Source organism: Bordetella genomosp. 8 (assembly GCF_002119685.1).
GTDB lineage: Bacteria > Pseudomonadota > Gammaproteobacteria > Burkholderiales > Burkholderiaceae_B > Bordetella_C.
Genome location: NZ_CP021108.1, coordinates 72,951 through 89,911, shown reverse-complemented (window position 1 = coordinate 89,911; position 16,961 = coordinate 72,951). Strand labels below are relative to the sequence as shown.

At 67.3% G+C, this 16,961-nt stretch carries 15 protein-coding genes; 11 read left to right on the top strand and 4 right to left on the bottom strand.

Going from position 1 to position 16,961, the window contains the following annotated elements; genetic code table 11:
* Window positions 1–102: 102 nt before the first annotated feature.
* Window positions 103–891, bottom strand: a complete 789-nt coding sequence (locus CAL12_RS00400) for an alpha/beta hydrolase (protein ID WP_232464657.1) — start codon at window positions 889–891, stop codon at window positions 103–105.
* Between the two features lie 277 nt (window positions 892–1,168).
* On the opposite strand from CAL12_RS00400, the gene CAL12_RS00395 reads away from it, so the two are divergent.
* Window positions 1,169–1,453 (top strand): acylphosphatase, encoded by a 285-nt coding sequence (locus tag CAL12_RS00395; protein ID WP_086062668.1) that lies wholly within the window; start codon window positions 1,169–1,171, stop codon window positions 1,451–1,453.
* Window positions 1,454–1,458: 5 nt separating this feature from the next.
* On the opposite strand, the gene CAL12_RS00390 is transcribed toward CAL12_RS00395, so the two are convergent.
* On the bottom strand, window positions 1,459–2,382 hold the full coding sequence (locus CAL12_RS00390; RefSeq protein WP_086062667.1) for a LysR family transcriptional regulator: 924 nt from the start codon (window positions 2,380–2,382) through the stop codon (window positions 1,459–1,461).
* Window positions 2,383–2,601: 219 nt separating this feature from the next.
* On the opposite strand from CAL12_RS00390, the gene CAL12_RS00385 reads away from it, so the two are divergent.
* The 7 genes from CAL12_RS00385 (at window position 2,602) to CAL12_RS00355 (ending at window position 10,531) form a co-directional block, all read left to right on the top strand.
* Entirely contained in the window at window positions 2,602–3,720 is a 1,119-nt protein-coding gene (locus CAL12_RS00385) for a mandelate racemase/muconate lactonizing enzyme family protein (protein WP_086062666.1), read from the top strand.
* Window positions 3,717–4,808: a mandelate racemase/muconate lactonizing enzyme family protein gene (locus CAL12_RS00380; RefSeq protein ID WP_086062665.1), complete on the top strand. Its 1,092-nt coding sequence runs from the start codon at window positions 3,717–3,719 to the stop codon at window positions 4,806–4,808. Before CAL12_RS00385 ends, CAL12_RS00380 begins: the two co-directional genes overlap by 4 nt.
* 76 nt (window positions 4,809–4,884) lie before the next feature.
* Window positions 4,885–6,075, top strand: coding sequence for an ABC transporter substrate-binding protein (locus CAL12_RS00375; protein WP_198298343.1), 1,191 nt, complete (start codon window positions 4,885–4,887; stop codon window positions 6,073–6,075).
* 15 nt (window positions 6,076–6,090) lie between these two features.
* Entirely contained in the window at window positions 6,091–6,948 is an 858-nt protein-coding gene (locus CAL12_RS00370) for a branched-chain amino acid ABC transporter permease (RefSeq protein WP_086062664.1), read from the top strand.
* A complete protein-coding gene (locus CAL12_RS00365; RefSeq protein ID WP_086062663.1) occupies window positions 6,948–8,840 on the top strand; it encodes a branched-chain amino acid ABC transporter ATP-binding protein/permease in 1,893 nt (630 codons plus the stop codon). The genes CAL12_RS00370 and CAL12_RS00365 overlap by 1 nt, the downstream gene beginning before the upstream one ends.
* A complete protein-coding gene (locus CAL12_RS00360) occupies window positions 8,821–9,603 on the top strand; it encodes an ABC transporter ATP-binding protein (protein ID WP_086062662.1) in 783 nt (260 codons plus the stop codon). Before CAL12_RS00365 ends, CAL12_RS00360 begins: the two co-directional genes overlap by 20 nt.
* Entirely contained in the window at window positions 9,587–10,531 is a 945-nt protein-coding gene (locus CAL12_RS00355; RefSeq protein ID WP_232464656.1) for an SMP-30/gluconolactonase/LRE family protein, read from the top strand. Before CAL12_RS00360 ends, CAL12_RS00355 begins: the two co-directional genes overlap by 17 nt.
* Window positions 10,532–11,363: 832 nt before the next feature.
* Here the strand turns inward: CAL12_RS00355 and CAL12_RS00350 are convergent.
* Window positions 11,364–12,392, bottom strand: coding sequence for an asparaginase (locus tag CAL12_RS00350; protein ID WP_086062660.1), 1,029 nt, complete (start codon window positions 12,390–12,392; stop codon window positions 11,364–11,366).
* Window positions 12,393–12,402: 10 nt separating this feature from the next.
* Window positions 12,403–13,290, bottom strand: a complete 888-nt coding sequence (locus tag CAL12_RS00345; protein ID WP_086062659.1) for a LysR substrate-binding domain-containing protein — start codon at window positions 13,288–13,290, stop codon at window positions 12,403–12,405.
* 200 nt (window positions 13,291–13,490) lie between these two features.
* Here CAL12_RS00345 and CAL12_RS00340 point away from each other — a divergent pair, with 200 nt between their 5' ends.
* From CAL12_RS00340 to CAL12_RS00330, 3 genes are all read left to right on the top strand, one after another.
* A complete protein-coding gene (locus tag CAL12_RS00340; RefSeq protein ID WP_086062658.1) occupies window positions 13,491–14,798 on the top strand; it encodes an amidase in 1,308 nt (435 codons plus the stop codon).
* Between the two features lie 42 nt (window positions 14,799–14,840).
* On the top strand, window positions 14,841–16,019 hold the full coding sequence (locus CAL12_RS00335; RefSeq protein WP_086062657.1) for an ABC transporter substrate-binding protein: 1,179 nt from the start codon (window positions 14,841–14,843) through the stop codon (window positions 16,017–16,019).
* A 70-nt stretch (window positions 16,020–16,089) separates the two neighbouring features.
* Window positions 16,090–16,959 carry a branched-chain amino acid ABC transporter permease gene (locus tag CAL12_RS00330; RefSeq protein WP_086062656.1) on the top strand — a complete coding sequence of 290 codons (870 nt, stop codon included), beginning with the start codon at window positions 16,090–16,092 and terminating at the stop codon, window positions 16,957–16,959.
* The last annotated feature ends 2 nt before the right edge of the window (window positions 16,960–16,961 follow it).

Genomic DNA, 16,961 nt, shown 5'->3' with positions numbered 1-16,961 from the left:
CCTTCCTAGGACGGAAACGACGGGCGCCTCATGCATAGTGCCGATGAGCCGCGGCCGCGCCCGCCAACCGCGGGCGCAACCCTTGCGCTTTCGGTCTAAACGCTAAAGCGGAGCCGCTGGCGCAACGCCACCGGGGTGCGTCAGCAGGAAGCTGAACAGGCGCGCCCGCAGCGCGTCCAGTTCGGCGCTGTCCGGCGGCTCATCGCCGGCATCCGCGCCCTGCCAGGCGTGCGCGCGTTCGCGGGCCTCCCGGATCACGGGCACGCCGGCCGCCCGCAGGCGGCTGGCATAGGCGCGGCCCTCATCGCGCAAGGGATCGTCCGAACCGCTGAGCAGCAGCAGGGGGGGCAGGCCGGCCAGGCGCGTTCCCGCCAGGGGAGATGCATACGGATGGCTGGCGTCGCAGGCGCATGGCAAATAGCCGCGCCAACCCCCGGCCCATTCCGCGCCTTCGTCGGTGCCCTGCGCGCAACGCACGGACGCCGTCCCCATGCTGGCATCCAGCATCGGGGAAAACAGGATCTGGCCATCCACCGGCGGTCCCAGGCGGTCGCGCGCCATCAGCGCCACGGCGGCGGCGATACAACCGCCGGCCTCCTCGCCGGCGACGAACAGCGCCGCGCCCTTGCCGCCGAGCTGCCGTCGATGCTCATGGGCCCAACGCAACGTGGCATAGGCCGCTTCCACGGCGGACGGGAAGGGATGCAGCGGCGCGAGCGGGTAATCGACCGAAAGGACCACGGCCCCGGCGTCCGCCAGCAGCCGGGCCACGGTGGAGGAATCGTCCACCGACCCGGAAACGAAGGCGCCACCGTGGAAATGCACGACCACGGGCGCCACCGCCCCGCTGGCGCGGCGCCCGTAGAAGCGCACAGGATGGGGTGGCGCCACGGAGGATGCCGGACTGGACGACCCCGCATTGGAGGAGGAGGCGGCCGTGCGCCCTGGGCGGCCAGCAGCGATATCAGGATCACAGGACATGACGATCAACCGGTGCCCTGCGTCGGGCAGGGCGTATTCGAGGATGATGCAAGCATAAGAAATGCCCACGCCCGGATAAACCACGCCGGATTGACTTAATAAGTTACCCCCCACGACTAATGCGCGCCCGCGCACCCGCACGGGGTATGGAAAAATAAGGGATCCATTACGCAATCCCCCGCTCATCATGGTCGACCCTCACATCGAAACCTTATTCGTCCAAGTCCATGGCAAGGTCCAGGGCGTGGGCTACCGCATGGCCACCGTGCGGCGCGCGCACATGGTGGGCGCGACCGGATGGGTGCAGAACCGCGAGGACGGTACGGTCGAAGCCCTGGTGCAGGGCACGCCTGAACAGATCGACCAGATGCTGGAATGGCTGGGCCGCGGCCCGCCCGGCGCGGTGGTCAGGGACGTGCAATCACGGCGCGAATACATCGACAAGCGCTACCGCAGCTTCCAGCAGCTGTAGGAGGGCTAGGACAGCAGGGCCGCGCCGCGGTCGCGCACCGTGCGGCGCAAGGCCGACACGAAGAGCTGGGCCGAGCGTGACAAGGGTGTATTGTTCGGCAGCAGCATCTGCGCCTTGACCTCGGTGCGCGGGCGGTAGCGCAAGGTCACCACGCCATGGTCGCGCGGCGCCCACAGATGGAAGGGGTCGACGATGGCCGCGCCCGCGCCCGACCGCGCCAGGGAACACGCCACGGACGTCAGCGTGACTTCCATGGAAATGCGCCGCGCCACGCCCGCGCGCTGGAAACTGTCTTCGATCAGCGCCCCCAGCGGCTGCGTCTTGCCGAAGGAAATCAGCGGATAGGCCGCCAGGTCGGCCGGCGACACGGACTCGCGCACGGCCAGCGGGCTGTCCGGGTGCACCACGCAGACCAGTTCGGCGGCGCACACATCCGTGATGCGGCCTTTCACCATGCGGCCGTCGCGATGATGCAACGGCGACAGCCCCAGGCCGAAATCGACGCGTTCCTGCACCACGTTTTCGAACACACCCAGGTTGTCGACGGTGAAGACGGAAATCTGGATGTGTGGCCAGGATTTCTGGAATTCGGCGATGGTGGGCGACAGCAGGTTGTCCGCCAGCGTCGGCACCGACGCCACCTGCACCGTGCCCACCGTCATCTCGCGCATATCGTCCATCAAACGGTTGACCCGTTCGATGCTGTCGAAGATCCGGTTCAGTTCGGCCAGGATGACCTGCGTTTCCCGCGTCGCCTGCAGGCGTCCGTGCTTGCGCACGAAGAAAGGAAAACCGGCCTGCGTCGCGCAATCGCGCAGCATCAGGCTGATGGCCGGCTGCGAAATGCCGAGCGCGGCGGCCGCCTCGGTAACCGACCCGTGCACACTGACGGCGCGAATGATCTCCAACTGCCGGACGGTAAGCGACATCGTGTCTCCTCCTGCATAAGGCGGGCTTATGTGGAAATTAGTTCGCCCCAATTGATTTTATCTACCCGCCTCCCTATTCTGGTCCGCAAAACCAGGCGCCGGTAAAAAAAGAGCCGGCCGCCACGGAGACAACATGGCAATTCGCATAGGGACCACCGGGGCGGCAGGCCCTGGCGCGGCAACCGTCAACGGCGGCGTGCAGCCCACCGGGAGCGGCACATGAACATCGTGTCCGTCGCTTCCGAGGTCGTATCCGTGCCCTTCGACATGGGCGGGCCATACCAACGCTTCGCCGGCGCCCTGTGGGACCGGCTCGACATCCTGCTGGTGCGCGTGGAAACCGAAGACGGCCTGGTCGGATGGGGCGAGGCCTTCGGGCACGCGGCCATCCCCGCCACGCGCGCCGCGCTGGACACCATCGTCGCGCCGCTGGTCATCGGCCGCGATGCCGGCGACATCGCCGGCATGACGCGCGCGGTGCTGCATGCCACGCATCTGCTGGGCCGCAACGGCGCCTACGTCTACGCCTGGTCGGGCGTAGAGATCGCCCTGTGGGACCTGCTGGGCAAGCGCAGCGGCCTGCCCGTGCATCGCCTGCTGGGCGGCGGCGCCTGCGCGGACCTCCCCGCCTACGCCAGCCTGTTGAACTACAGCGACGATGCACTCGTCGCGCGCAATACCGCGGCGGCGGTCGAGCAGGGCTATCGCCACGTCAAGCTGCATGAAGTCACCGCCAGTTCGGTGCGCGCCGCGCAAGCCGCCGGCGGCACCGCCGCAATCATGCTGGACACCAATTGCGCCTGGGACGTGCCCACCGCGCTCGCCATGGCCGACACACTGCGCGACGATGGCATGTACTGGCTCGAGGAGCCCGTCTGGCCGCCCGAGGACACGCTGGGCCTGGCGCGCGTGCGCCAGCGCGGCATCCCCATCGCCGCCGGCGAGAATGTGGCCGGCCCGCATGGCTTCCTGCGCCTGCTGGAAGCGGGCGCGCTGGATATCGCGCAGCCCAGCGTCACCAAGATCGGCGGCATCGGCGAATCCATGCGCGTGGCGACGCTGTGCCAGATGCATGGCGTCCAGACGGTGCCGCACTCGCCGTACTTCGGCCCGGGCTTCATCGCCACGTTGCACATCGCGGCGGCGCTTCCCAACAAGCCGCTGATCGAAGTCCTGTGGCTGGACATGGAAGCCAATCCCTTCGATCCCTGGGTGCGCGCGCGCGACGGCCGCGTCGCCGTGCCGCAGGGCCCGGGCCTGGGCTGCGACCCCGACCCCGACGTCCTGGCGCGTTACCGCGTCGGCGAACGCCATGTCATCCGGGAGAAGCACACATGAAGCTGGAACGCCTGGAAACGCGCGCGTTGTCGCTGCCGCTGGACCGCCCCATCCAAAGCGCGCTGGGTTCGATAGACAGTTGCGGCGTGGTGCTGGTGTACGCCTATACCGATAGCGGCATCGTCGGCGAAAACCTGGTCTTCACGCTGAACGACCGCCGTACCGGCGTGCTGCGCCAGATGGTGGACGAACTGGCCGACCTGGTGGTGGGCCGCGACGCGGGCCATATCGCCGGCTTCTGGGCGCGCGCCTGGAAGGACATCAATTTCTTCGGCCACAAGGGCATACCGGTGATGGGCATATCCGCCATCGACGGCGCGCTGTGGGACATCGCCGGCAAGGCCGCCGGCATGCCGCTCTACCGCCTGCTGGGCGGCGCGCGCGACCGGCTGCCGGCCTATCACAGCGGCGGCCTGTGGCTGGACCGGGACATCGATGGGCTGGCACGCGAAGCGCAGGACATGGTGCGCCAGGGCTTCAAGGCGGTAAAGATGCGCCTGGGCATGCCGGACCCGCGCCAGGACGCCGAACGCGTGCGCGCCGTGCGCGAGGCCATCGGCCCGGACGTGCGGCTGATGGCCGACGCCAACCAGGGCCTGAACGAAGCCCAGGCCATACGCCTGGGCCGCATGCTCGAAGCGTACGACCTGACGTGGTTCGAAGAACCGCTGCCCGCCTGGGACCTGGAAGGCGTGGCCCGCGTGGCCGCGGCGCTGGACACCCCCATCGCCAGTGGCGAAACCGAATACACGCGCTACGGCTTTCGCGGCATGTTGACCCTGCGCAGCGCCGATGTGCTGATGCCCGACCTGCAACGCGTGGGCGGCGTCAGCGAATTCATGCGGGTGGGGCATATGGCGGAAAGCCACGACGTGCCGGTGTCCAGCCACCTGTTTCCCGAGACCAGCATCCAGGTGCTGTGCGCGCTGAACAACGCCATCTATCTCGAATACATGCCGTGGTTTTCGACGCTGTATCGCGAGCGGCTGGAATTCGTCGACGGCGACGCGCGGGTACCCGAACGTCCCGGCTGGGGCTTCACGCTGGACCCGCGGCGCATCGCCGAACTGGAAAACGCGCGACGCTGAACGGCCCGCGCGCCAGGCAACCGCATCCCCACGCCGTCCCTTTTCGCTGTCCGGTTCTCTTTGCAAGGAAAAGACCATGCCTCTATCGCGTCGGAATTTCGTCCTGGGCACGACCGGGATATTGGGAGCGTCGGCCATCGGTGCCCCGCGTTTCGCCAGAGCGGCGGACGAGCCGCTGCGCATAGGCTGGCTGGCCGCGCTGACGGGTCCCAGCTCCGCGCCGGGCGTCGGCTTCGACCGCGGCGTGAAGTTCGCGGCGGAAACGCTGAATGCCGCGGGTGGCGTCAAGGGCCGCAAGATCGAGATCATCACCCGCGACACGCAAGGCGATCCCACCAAGGCGGTTAACGCCACGCAGGAGATGATCAACTCCGTCAAGGTGGACGCCATCTGGGGGCCGACCAATTCCGGCGAATCGCTGGCCGTGACACCCATCATGGCGCGCGCCCGCATCCCGAACATCCATCCCTGCGTGATCGACAGCCTGATCGATCCGAAGAAATTCCCCAATGCCTTTCGCATCGCGCCGTCCAATGAGCAATGGGACGACGCCACGCGCAACTACTGCCTGAAGGTGCTGAAGGTAAAGAAGATCGCCGTGATCGGCGACACCACCGGCTACGGCGTCAGCGCCCTGAAGGCCAGCGTGGCGAACTTCAAGCGCGATGGCGCCGACGTGGTCTACAGCAACAACATCGATGCCACGCAGCCGGACATGACGCCCGACATGACGCGGGCGCGCAATGCCGGCGCGGAAGTGATCGTGATCTGGAGCGTCTCCACCGGCATGGAGGCGCGCCTGTTCAACGCGCGCGGCGAGATGGGCTGGGATGTGGTCTTCGCCGGCCATCCTTCCATGGCATCGGGGGAAATCCGTGGCCTGCTCAGCAAGCCGCAGAACTGGGACAAGGTCTATGCGGTGGGCTACCGCAGCTGCAGCTACGACGCCGGCGGCAAACTACCGCCGCGCTCGCAGGAATTCGTCGACAAGGTGAAGGGCAAGGTCAACCTGGACGACACCCTGTTCTGGTGGGTCACGGCAGGCTATGACGCGGTGCAGATGGTGGCGAAGGCCGTGCAGGAAAGCGGCGCGACGTCGAAGGACATCATCGCCTACTGGAATACGCTGAACCCCTATCAGGGCTATTTCGGCAACTACACCTATACGCCCGAACAGCACAATGGCTACCCGACGGCGGACGTCGTCATGTCGGCGGCCAACTCCGCCAAGCATGGCACCTTCGCGCTGGCGCCGGGCTACGCCTGACGCGGAGGACGCACCATGCTCGGCTCCATCATCGCATCCGGCCTGGCGATGGGCGCGGTCTACGCGCTCATCGGCATCACCTACAACACCATGTTCGCGACCTCGCGCGTCATGAGCTTCACCGCGGGGCAGCTGGGCATGCTGGGCGGCGTGCTGGGCTCGCTGTTCATCCTGAAGCTGGGGCTGCCGCCCTGGCTGGGATTCATCGCGACGCTGGCCGGTTGCGCGCTGATGGGCGTGGCCACGGAGCTGGTGGCGGTGCGGCCCGTGCTGAAGAGCCTGGACCAGCATCTTTACGTGCTGTCCACGCTGGCGCTGGCGCTGATGATCCAGCAGGTGACCGCCATCGAGTGGGGCACCGAGCCGCAGCCATTCCCGCGCCTGTTCGGCTGGGGCTCGGGCGTCGCCGACGAAAAGTTCTGGTTGCCGGTCGTCGCCTGCGCGCTCGTCGTGTTGGGACTGGAATACCTGTACCGCCGCACGCTGGTCGGCATGGCCTTCCTGGCCGTGGCGGAAGACAATTTCGCGGCACGCGCGCTGGGCCTGCCGGAACGTCAACTGCGCGTATGGAGCTATGTGCTGGCCGCGGTCATCGGCGGCATCGCCGGCTTCGCCAGCGGCCAGCTGATGTTGGCCTTCTTCGCCAATGGCACGCTGCTGAACTTCTATGGTTTCGTTCCGGTGGCGCTGGGTGGCTTGGGCAATAACCGCGGCGCCCTGGTCGGCGGCCTCGCATTGGGCCTGTTCCAGCAGGCCGCCAACTTCACCGTGGGCGGCGTCTTCGCATCCATCGCGGTGTTCGTGCTGTTCATCGTCGTGCTGCTGGCAGTGCCGCAGGGCCTGTTCGGCAGCTCGACGGCGCGGAGGGTGTGATGGGAGCGAAGAGCGGGTTGCAGGGGCTGGCGGCGGGCGGTGGCGACAGCATCGTACGGCGCGGCGGCACGGGCCATGACCCGGCGAGCCAGCCCGCGCCGGCCGCCAACGGCGGCGCGGGACAAGGGCATCGCGACGCCTCGGCCCGGCTGCATGCGCTGTGGCCCTTCCTGGCGATCTTCCTGATCGCGGCGCTGCTGCCCTTCAGCGGCAACACGTATTGGACCGTCATCGCCACGCGCGCGGCCATCTATTGGATCCTGGTGTCCGGGCTGAACCTGGTGGTGGGTTTCGCCGGGCAGCTCGCCATCGGCTACGTGGCGCTGCTGACGCTGGGCGCCTACATCACCAGCGTCCTGGCTGCGGGCAACGTACTGCCGGCCGTGCCGCCCTTCGTCGCGCTGGCCTGCGCCGGCGTGGGCGGCGGCATCTTCGGGCTGATCGTGGGATTGCCCGCGCTGCGCTTGCGCACCTTCTACTTCGCCATGACCACGCTGGGCTTCGCCACCATCGTCACGCAGATCGCGCTGGCGTGGCAGGACGTGACCGGCGGCGGCATCGGGCTGTCGGGACCGGCGCTGCCGGCGCCCTTCGACAGCGAGATGGGCTTGTACTACCTGTGCCTGGCGATCGCCGGCGTCGGCACGCTGCTGACGTCCAATGTGGCGCGCAGCCGCTACGGCCGCGGCCTGATCGCCGTGCGCGACGCCGAAGTCGCGGCGGAAGCCAGCGGCATTTCCAAGGTCAGGTTGCTGGCGCTGGTCTTCATCCTGGCCGGCGTACTGGCGGCGGTGGCCGGGGGCCTGTTCGCTTCGCTGCAGACCTACATCACGCCCGATGCCTTCACCTTCGAACTGTCGGTGCTGTTCTTTATTTCCATCCTGATCGGCGGACGCGGCTCCATCCTGGGCCCGCTGCTGGGCACGGTGATCCTGACGGTATTGCCGGAGATCGCCGCGCCGCTGGCGGCGTGGTCGAACTTCCTGTATGCCCTGATGCTGCTGGTGATCGTGCTGGTCGCCCCCGGGGGCATCGCGGCGCTGCTGGACTTCCGCAACAGGAGACCGCTGCCGGCCAATCGCAGCATCGCGCCCGAACCCGCGCCGCTGGCCCAGCTGCTGACGACGACACCCGCGAGCGGTGGCATCGCGCTGCAGAATATCGTGCTGAGCTTTGGCGGGGTGCGGGCCATCGACGGGCTGAGCCTGAAGATCGAGCCGGGGCAGATACACGGCCTTATCGGTCCCAACGGCAGCGGCAAGACCACCACGCTGAATGTCATCTCCGGTTATTGCACGCCGGAAGCCGGCACGCTCAGCCTGAACGGCGCGGCGCTGGCGCTCGGCCAGCCGCTGCTGCGCGCGCCGCGCGGGATCGCCCGGACCTACCAAACGCCGCGCATCATCGGCGAGGCGTCCGTCCTGCAGAACGTGATGATAGGAGGCACGCTGCAAGGCCATGCGTCCTTCGTCGAATCGATGCTGCACCTGCCGCGCCATCGCCGCGACGAACGGGTGCTGCACGACGCCGCGCGCACCGCGTTGCGCGTCGTCGGGCTGGGGGCGGTGGCCGAGGTACGCGCGGACCGCCTGCAACACAGCGAGCTGCGCTTCCTGGAAATCGCCCGCGCGCTGATGCTGCGTCCGTCCTTCCTGCTGCTCGACGAGCCCGCCGCGGGGCTGGCCGCCGAGGAAATCCGCAGGCTGGGCGAGCTTATCCGTCACATCGCGCGGCACGGCACGGGCGTGCTGCTGGTGGAGCATCACGCCGACCTGATCTTCGATATCTGCGATCACGTCACGGTGCTGAACCTGGGCCGCGTGCTGGCCGACGGCACGCCGGCGCAGGTGCGCGAACACAAGGAGGTGGTCAGTGCATATCTCGGAGGATAGGCAGGTCGCCGAAAACGGCGCGCCCGCTGGCGACACGCCACTACTGTCGGTACGCGGCCTGGCGGCCGGCTACGGCAAGATCGGCATCCTGCGCGGCATAGACCTGGACGTCGCCGCCGGCGAGATCGTGGCCATCCTGGGGCCCAATGGCGCGGGCAAGAGCACGCTGATGCGCGCCGTCTCCGGCCTGCTGCCGCTCACGGCCGGCAGCATATCCTTCGGCGGCGCCGACCTGAGCCGTGCCACGCCGCGCGAAGCGGCGCGCGTGGGGCTGGTCCACGTCATCGAAGGCCACCGCGTCTTCACGCAGCAGAGCGTGCTCGACAACCTGATGCTGGCCGGCTACGACGCGCCGCGAACGGAACGCAGGACGCGCGTGGAAGAAGCCCTGGACTATTTCCCGGAGATCGCGGCCAAGCGCCACGACCGCGCCGGCGCGCTGAGCGGGGGCCAGCAACAGATGCTGGTCGTCGCGCAGGGCCTGGTCAAGCGGCCCCGCCTGCTTATCCTCGACGAACCGTCCGCGGGCTTGTCGCCGGTCCTGGTCGACCGCGTCCTGACCGTTGCCGGACAGCTGCGCAAGCAGGGCACGGCCATCGTGCTCGTGGAACAGCTGGTGGAAAAGGCGCTGGCCCTGGCCGATCGCGTATATGCCCTGGCGCAAGGCCGCATCGCCATGCAGGCCGGCACGCGCGAAGCCGACCTGGCCGCGCGCCTGGAGCGGGCCTATTTTGGAGACCATGGCCGTGTGGCAACCCAGTGAACGCTATCCCGATCCGCGCATCGAAGTCATCGATCCGCGCTTCTCCCGTTATGTGATCTTCTCCGCCGCGGTCGAACAGCTGGGTACAGGCATGCGCTGGGCGGAAGGGCCGGTCTGGTTCGGCGACGGCCGCTATCTGCTGGTGAGCGATATTCCCAACAATCGCATCATGCGATGGGACGAACCCACAGGCGCCTTCAGCGTATTCCGCCAACCGTCGCGCAACGCCAACGGCAACACGCGCGACCTGCAGGGCCGGCTGATCACCTGCGAACACGAAGGGCGCCGGGTGACGCGCACCGAGCATGACGGGTCCATCACGGTGCTGGCCGACCGTTACGAGGGCAAGCGCTTGAACTCGCCCAATGACGTGGTGGTGAAGTCGGACGGCTCGGTCTGGTTCACCGACCCGCCGTTCGGCATCGGCGGCTGGTACGAAGGGCTGCCGGGCAGGCAGGAACTGCCGGCGCAGGTGTACCGGTGGGATGCGGAGACGGGCGAGCTCACCGTGGTGATCGAAGGCGCCGACGGGCCCAACGGGCTGTGCTTCTCGCCGGACGAAAGCGTGCTGTACCTGGTCCAGTCACGCGCCACGCCACACCGGCTGATCACGGCGCACGACGTTTCCACGGACGGCCGCGGCGTGGGCGCGGGGCGCGTCCATATCGACTGCGGGCCGGGGACGTCCGACGGCATACGGTGCGATGTGGACGGCAGTCTGTGGTGCGGCTGGGGGATGGGGTCTGAAGAACTCGACGGCGTGGCGGTGTTCGCGCCCGATGGGGTACGGATAGGGCACATCCATCTGCCCGAACGCTGCGCGAATCTGTGCTTCGGCGGGCCGCAAAGAAACCGCCTGTTCATGGCGGCGGGCAAGTCGCTGTATTCGGTGTACGTCAACACGCAGGGCGCCACGGTTCTGCGCTGAGCGTTGTGGGTCGTCGTTGGGCTGCTGGTGTTGTTTGCGAGTACTGGTGCGCGGGTGTCGGCCGGAGTGCTGGTGCCGTCCGGCGGGGCGGTCACCCTATCGTGTCCATCCCGATCGGCCGGTCCGGCGCGCGGGCGCCGGACTCCCGCTTCGTCTGCCTCGTCCGGCGGCCGAACGTCGTCGGCGTTCTTGCGTTTGTTTTGCCCGGCCGTCCTCCCTTCGTCAGCCCTCGCGCGGCCTCAACGGGCTGGCCCCGACAGGGTGACCACCCCACCAGACTCTGATGTGCCTTACTCACGGATGCCGCGGGGGACTGTGTGCTTGGCCCTTCGTCGGCAAGGGTGGTTGGCCTAGAAACATCTTGCGGTGCCCGGCGCCACGCGGCCGCCCTGCGCGGCCACGCGGCGCCTACGCGATTCTGGTCTGTGTCGGATGCTCCTTCGCGTGTGGTCGTCACCGCAAGTGGAATGGTTGACTGCGCAGGCCGTGTGTTCAAACTGTCTGTGGACGCGGTAAGGGGGTATGTTGAAACTGTCTGTGGATGCATTAAGTGTGGATGCAGTAACTGGGTACCGGCCTCGCCATGGCTGGACACGGTGGACGGCCACGGCTGAACCGCCGCGGATCACTGACCTCATTCCGATCTCAAATCAACGCGGGAAGGCGCTCCAGGCCATTCCACATTGCGTAGGCGCTGCGTGGCCGCGCTGGGCGGCCGCGCGGCGCCGGGCAAGGGCAGATCCTTCTTGACTCAACCGACAACGCCACGAAGGGCCAAGCACCCAGACGGTCGCGGCATCCGTAATACCATCAACGAATCGGCAACCCGCCTTTAGAACCGCGCGAACACGCCTCGCATAACCTCAAGATCATCCGTACACGAAAGCGTCAGGGCCAGCAGTATCCTGGCCTTCTGCGGGCTCAGGGAACTCCCGGCGATCCAGCCGTTCTCCCGCAACGCCCGCCGATTCGCGACACGCCCGCTGCCCGCCCGTGAACACTGGACCAATGCCACGCCACCACGACGCGCGGATTCATAGGCATCGCGTTCGGCCTTCGCCGGCATCCCCGGCGCCATTCCCGCGCAGATGATCCCGCGCGCGCCCGCCGCCACGCAGGCCTGCACCAGTGCGCCATCCGCGCCGATGTGTGAATAAAGAATATCCACCCGAGGCAATGCAACGTCATCCGCCAATGCCGTGAAATCAGGCAGCGGCAAATCCGCGGCGGCAGCACGCGCGTCATCGTTGCGCCGGTAGTAGAAAACCCCGTCCGGATCCACCACCCCCAGCACGCCGAAATCCGCAGAGCGGAAAGTCTGCACCCGCAGCGTATGCGTCTTCACCACATCGCGCGCGGAACATATCTCGTCGTTCATGACTACCAGCACGCCCCGCCCGCGCGACTGCGGCGCCGCCGCCGTGCGCAGGGCCGCGATCACGTTCATCGGCGCGTCCGATCCGACCGCGCTGAGCGGCCGCTGCGCGCCCACCATGACGACCGGCTGCTCCAGCGACAAGGTCAGGTCCAGGAAAAAGGCCGTTTCTTCCAGCGACGCCGTACCGTGCAGGATGACGAAACCCGCCAGGTCCGGCTGTTCCGCCGCCATCCGCCGTATCGTCGCGCGCAGCGCGAACCAATCCTGCGTGGTGATCGCCGAACTGCTCACTTCACGGAACGGCACCAGCACCGTCCGCGCGACGAAACCTGTCTCCGGAATCGCTTCCAGCACGTCCGCCACGCTGAGTTTCGTGCCGAACTCGGGGTAATCCATCGTGTCCAGCGGACCGGTGCCGCGCGACGTGATCGTGCCGCCGCAGCCGATGATCGCCACGCGCGGAAGAGTAGTGTTGATTGTCATGGGCGACACACTAGCCCTGTTGCAGGATCCGCGCAAATGCCTGGGCCGTGGGATTCAGGTTATCCGGCCGCCGCGCGCAATACAGGTCGACGTCGAACGCATCCGGCAAGCCCGACAAGGGCCGATACACCACCGAATTGCGCAGCCCCGCCGCCGACTCCGGCACCAGCGCCATTCCCATGCCGCCTTCCACCAGCGCCAGCAGCGTAGGCAGCACGCTCTCGTAGACGATGCGCGGCCGCACATTGTGTTCGCGGCACAGGCGCGTCTGCACCGCATTGAAGTACGAGGATGCCTCGCGCTGGAAGCCCACCATCGCCTGCCCGTCCAGCTTGCGCATGGGCACCCTGTTGAGTTCGCGGAACGGGTGATCCGCCGGCATGGCGAGCACCATTTTCTCGCGATGCACGCGTTCGAAGACCAGATCCGGCTCCGTCGCGCGCGGCAGGCGGCGAAAGATCGCGATATCCAGCGTACCGGACAGCAGACGATCGGTGATCGTGCCGGTCAACTCTTCGAACAGCATCAGCTCGACGTCCGGATACTTGGCCCGGTAGCGCGCGATGGCGCCCGGCAGCACACGATAGGCCGCGGTGCTGACGAAGCCCACCGCCAGCCGTCCGGCGTCGCCGCTGCCGGCTCGCCGCACCGCGCGCAGGATCGTATCGTTTTCGTCGACCAGCCGCCGCGCCCGCGCCAGCAGCACTTCACCCGCCTGGGTCAGCCGCACCGAACGCGTCGAACGCACGAACAACTCGGTGCCGACCTCGGCCTCGAACTGGCGTATCAGCTGGCTCAGCGGCGGTTGGCTGATGTTCAGCCGTATCGCCGCCCGGCCGAAGTGCAGCTCCTCGGCCACCACCACGAAAGCCCGCAACGCGCGCGAAAGCAGAGGCATCGTTTTCCCGAATAATTAAGTCCGAATCCATCTTAATGATGGCCGTAGATTGTATTAGACATATCAATCGACGCTCCATAAAGTACCCAAGCCAGACAGCCGGCCTGTGCCGACAGCGCGCGCGCCAGCCGCCGCCGCTGTATCGACGCGACCGGGCGACCGCGAGCAGGGTCGCCACGAATACTCCACGGAACGTTGCAGTGAAACCTTTGAATCAGCTGACCGCGTGGCAAGCGGCCGCCGCCATCGAGCGCGGCGAGGCCACGCCCACCGCCGTCGTCCAGGCCTGCCTGGAACGCATCGCCGAACGCAATGACGAGATCCGCGCCTTCGTCGCCTGCGATCCGGAACTCGCCCTGGCCGGCGCCCGGCAGGCCGAAGCCATGGCGGCGGATGCGCCGGGCGGCCGGCCGCTGCGCGGCATCCCCTTCGCCGCCAAGGACATCTTCGACACCGTCGACTATCCCACCGAGTACGGCTCGCCCATCTACCGCGGCCACCGTCCGGTCGCCGACGCCGGCTGCGTGGCCCTGGCCAAGCATCGCGGCGCCGTGCTCATCGGCAAGGTCGCGACCGGCGAATTCGCCACCCAGACCCCCAGCAAGACCGTCAATCCGCTGCGTGTCACCCACACGCCGGGCGGATCGTCCAGCGGATCGGGCGCCGCCGTCGGCGACTACATGGTGCCCGTGGCCTTCGGCACGCAAACCACCGGCTCCATCGTGCGGCCGGCCATCTACTGCGGCGCGGTCGGCTACAAGCCCAGCTTCGGGCTGATCGCCACCGGCGGCATGAAACCGCTCAGCCCCTCGCAGGACACGGTGGGCGTGATCACGCGCGACGTCGCCGACGCCGCCTTCTTCACGATGGGCCTGCACGGCGCGCGCGACGTCATGTCCGGCAGCGTGCTGCGCCCGCGCATCGGCCTGTGCCTGTCGCGCCAATGGGACTACGCGCATCCGTCCACCATCGCCGCCATCGAGCGCGCCGCCGACACGCTGGAAAAGGCCGGCGCACAGGTCACGCGCTTCTGGCTGCCGCCAGAATTCGAAGCGCTGGAAGCCATGCAGCTTCGCCTGTTCGCCTTCGAGGCACGCCAGACGCTGGCGCAGGAACGCCTGCGGAACGAAAACCAGCTCAGCCCGCGCCTGCAGGCCCGCCTGCGCGGCGGGGCGGACATCGGCCTGGATGAGTACACCGGGCTGCTGCAGCACGTGGCGCAGATGCGCGCGCGGGCCAGCACGCTGTTCGCCGACCATGACGTGCTGCTCTATCCCGCCGCCGACGGCGAAGCGGAAGCCGGCCACGCCAATTCGGGATCGCCGCGCTACGGCGCCATCTGGACGCTGCTGCACATGCCCTGCGTGTCCTTCCCGCTCGAAATCGGGCCCGGCGGCCTGCCGCTGGGCGCGCAACTGATAGGCGCATACGGCCAGGACAACCGCCTGCTGGCCGCCGCGCGTTTCGCCACATCGGTACTGGGCACCCTGCCCAGGCCGGTCAACTGACTGTTTTCAACCGCACTGTTTCCAGAACAAGGGGAATGCCTCATGCATGCGAAGAAACTGCTTGGTAGCCTGATATTGGCCGCACTGGGCACCGGCGCCGCGCTGTCCGCGCACGCGCAGGAAGCACTGAAGATCGGCGGCATCGGGCCGCTGTCCGGCGGCGGCACCGCCTGGGGCCTGGCCGTGCAGCGCGGCGTGCAGATGGCCATCGACGAAGTGAACGCCCAGGGCGGACTCAAGGTCGGCGGCCAGACCTACAAGCCCGAACTGGTGATGTACGACGACAAGTACACCGCCACCGGCGGCCGCACCGCGGCCGAGCGCCTGGTGAACTACGACAAGGTCAAGTTCGTCATCGGGCCGATCGGCACGCCGTCCGCCATGGCGGTGGTACCCATCACCAACCAGGGCAAGGTCATCGTGCTGTCCAACGGCTACGCGCCGGACATCCTGAAGCAGGGCGGCGCCAACGGCTACAACTTCCGTTCGATGAACAGCAACATCGAATTCGGCCCCGCGATGGTCAAGTGGCTGAAGGAAACGCATCCCCAGGTGAAGAAGGTCGCGCTGATCGTTCCCAACGACGCCACCGGCCAGGTCGTGCTGCCCACGCTGGGCCAGACCTACAAGGACAACGGCTACACCGTATGGTCGGAAAGCTATGAGCGCGGCTCCAAGGAATTCACGCCGCTGCTCACGCGCATGATGGCGCAGGGCGTCGACATCCTGGACCTGAACCTGAACGCGCCCGGCGAAGCGGGCCTGCTGGTCAAGCAGGCGCGGCAGATCGGCTACAAGGGCCTGATCTGGCAGGTCGGCGGCCCCGGCATCGACGAGATCAACGACATCGCCGGCCCCAACGCCGAAGGCTTCATGTCCTATGACGTGTTCGACTTCCGCGAACCCGGCGCGCAGAAGTTCATCGACGCCTACAAGAAGCGCTGGAGCGGCGTGATCAACGCGCAGACCCCGGGCTGGTACAACTCCGCGAAGATCCTCTTCAAGGCGCTTGAAAATGCCGGCACGGTCACCGACACGGACAAGGTCCGCACCGCGCTGGAGAATATCAGCGGCTACGACGCCGGCATCTACGGGCCGGTGGTCTGGGGCGGCCAGAAGGCCTACGGCGTGAACCGCCAGTTGCTGAACAAGTTCTGGATCACGCAGATCAAGGACGGCAAGCCGCAGACGATCACCTCCCTGACGCCCGTCAAGGAATAAGCCTTATCCGTCCCGCGCGACGGCCGGTACGCGGCCGTCGCGCGGGACGTTCCGCCTTTCAGGGGATTGCATGTTTTCCGCACCGGTCCTGACCCAGGTGCTGATAAACGGCCTGAGCCTCAGCGCGATCTACGTCCTGATCGCCCTGGGGTTCACGCTGTTGTTCGGCATCATGAAAGTGGTCAACTTCGCGCACGGCAGCCTGGCCATGCTGGGCGGCTATGCGCTGCATTATTACTTCGGCGAATTCAAGCTGCCCTACGTGGTGGCCATCCTGCTGGCCGGGCTGACCGTCGCCGCCGGCAGCATGATTCTGGAATGGCTGGTGTACCGCCGCTTCTACCAGAAGATGTTCCAGAGCATGATAGGCCTGCTGGGCCTGGATATCGCCATCGTCTACAGCTGCGTGCTGATCTTCGACGTCTACGAACGTTCGATTCCCGCCGCGCTGGACAGCATGGTCTCCATCGGCGCGGTGTCGATCCCGGCCGACAAGCTGATGATCATCGGCATCGCCGTGGTGGTGCTGCTGGCGTTCTGGGGCTTCATGAGCCTGAGCCGCTACGGCCTGGCCGTGCGCGCCGCTTCCGAAGACATCGAGATCGCCGAAGCGCAGGGCGTGAACACGCGCCGCATCTACCAGCTGGCGTTTTTCCTGGCCGCCTTCATGACCGCCATCGCCGGCGCCATCTATGCGCAGACCTATGCCTTGTCGCCATTCATGGGCGAACGCCCGCTGATGGTTGCCTTCATCGTCGTCATCCTGGGCGGCATGGGCAGCATCCCGGGTGCGGCGCTGGGCGGCGTGCTGTTCGGCTTTGGCGAAAGTTTCCTGTCCACCTTCTATGGCTCGGCCACGTCCACCTTCGTATCCTTCGGCGTGGTGATCGCGCTGCTGGTGGTGCGCCCGTGGGGCCTGCTTGGAAAACCGGAACGCTGAGG

Bases quoted from the DNA above. Each gene is read 5' to 3' on its own strand.
- CAL12_RS00395 (WP_086062668.1), top strand. From the start codon at position 1,169: ATGGTCGACCCTCACATCGAAACCTTATTCGTCCAAGTCCATGGCAAG.
- CAL12_RS00390 (WP_086062667.1), bottom strand. From the start codon at position 2,382: ATGTCGCTTACCGTCCGGCAGTTGGAGATCATTCGCGCCGTCAGTGTG.
- CAL12_RS00385 (WP_086062666.1), top strand. From the start codon at position 2,602: ATGAACATCGTGTCCGTCGCTTCCGAGGTCGTATCCGTGCCCTTCGAC.
- CAL12_RS00380 (WP_086062665.1), top strand. From the start codon at position 3,717: ATGAAGCTGGAACGCCTGGAAACGCGCGCGTTGTCGCTGCCGCTGGAC.
- CAL12_RS00375 (WP_198298343.1), top strand. From the start codon at position 4,885: ATGCCTCTATCGCGTCGGAATTTCGTCCTGGGCACGACCGGGATATTG.
- CAL12_RS00370 (WP_086062664.1), top strand. From the start codon at position 6,091: ATGCTCGGCTCCATCATCGCATCCGGCCTGGCGATGGGCGCGGTCTAC.
- CAL12_RS00365 (WP_086062663.1), top strand. From the start codon at position 6,948: ATGGGAGCGAAGAGCGGGTTGCAGGGGCTGGCGGCGGGCGGTGGCGAC.
- CAL12_RS00350 (WP_086062660.1), bottom strand. From the start codon at position 12,392: ATGACAATCAACACTACTCTTCCGCGCGTGGCGATCATCGGCTGCGGC.
- CAL12_RS00345 (WP_086062659.1), bottom strand. From the start codon at position 13,290: ATGCCTCTGCTTTCGCGCGCGTTGCGGGCTTTCGTGGTGGTGGCCGAG.
- CAL12_RS00335 (WP_086062657.1), top strand. From the start codon at position 14,841: ATGCATGCGAAGAAACTGCTTGGTAGCCTGATATTGGCCGCACTGGGC.
- CAL12_RS00330 (WP_086062656.1), top strand. From the start codon at position 16,090: ATGTTTTCCGCACCGGTCCTGACCCAGGTGCTGATAAACGGCCTGAGC.